The organism is Streptosporangium fragile, assembly GCF_039534445.1.
Taxonomy (GTDB): domain Bacteria; phylum Actinomycetota; class Actinomycetes; order Streptosporangiales; family Streptosporangiaceae; genus Streptosporangium; species Streptosporangium fragile.
On sequence record NZ_BAAAVI010000196.1, the window covers coordinates 1 to 573 of the forward strand.

Genomic DNA, 573 nt, shown 5'->3' on the forward strand with positions numbered 1-573 from the left:
GATGTAGCCCTTGTCGAAGCGCATGCCCTCGGTGAGCTCCAGCTCCAGGCCGAAGGTGTTGCTCTCCTCGACGGTGATGACGCCTTCCTTGCCCACCTTGTCCATCGCCTCGGCGATCATCTCGCCGATCTGCGGGTCACCCGCGGAGATGGAGGCCGTGGAGGCGATCTGCGCCTTCGTCTCCACGTCCTTGGCCAGCTTGGACAGCTCCTCGGAGACGCGCTCGACGGCGGCCTCGATACCCTTCTTCAGGGCCATGGGGTTGGCGCCGGCGGCGACGTTGCGCAGGCCCTCGCGTACCAGAGCCTGGGCGAGCACGGTGGCGGTGGTGGTGCCGTCACCCGCGACGTCGTCGGTCTTCTTGGCGACTTCCTTGACAAGCTCGGCCCCGATCTTCTCCCACGGGTCTTCGAGCTCGATCTCCTTGGCGATGGAGACACCGTCGTTGGTGATGGTGGGGGCGCCCCACTTCTTCTCCAGCACGACGTTGCGGCCCTTGGGGCCGAGGGTCACCTTGACGGCGTCCGCAAGCTGGTTCATACCGCGCTCGAGACCGCGCCGGGCGTCCTCGTT

Annotated in this window: 1 protein-coding gene; it reads right to left on the bottom strand. The window is 66.7% G+C overall.

Translation table 11 applies throughout. The features are described from left to right. Positions 1 to 573, bottom strand: a 573-nt coding sequence (locus tag ABD841_RS40615; RefSeq protein WP_344982416.1) for a TCP-1/cpn60 chaperonin family protein, incomplete at both ends; no start/stop codon positions are given.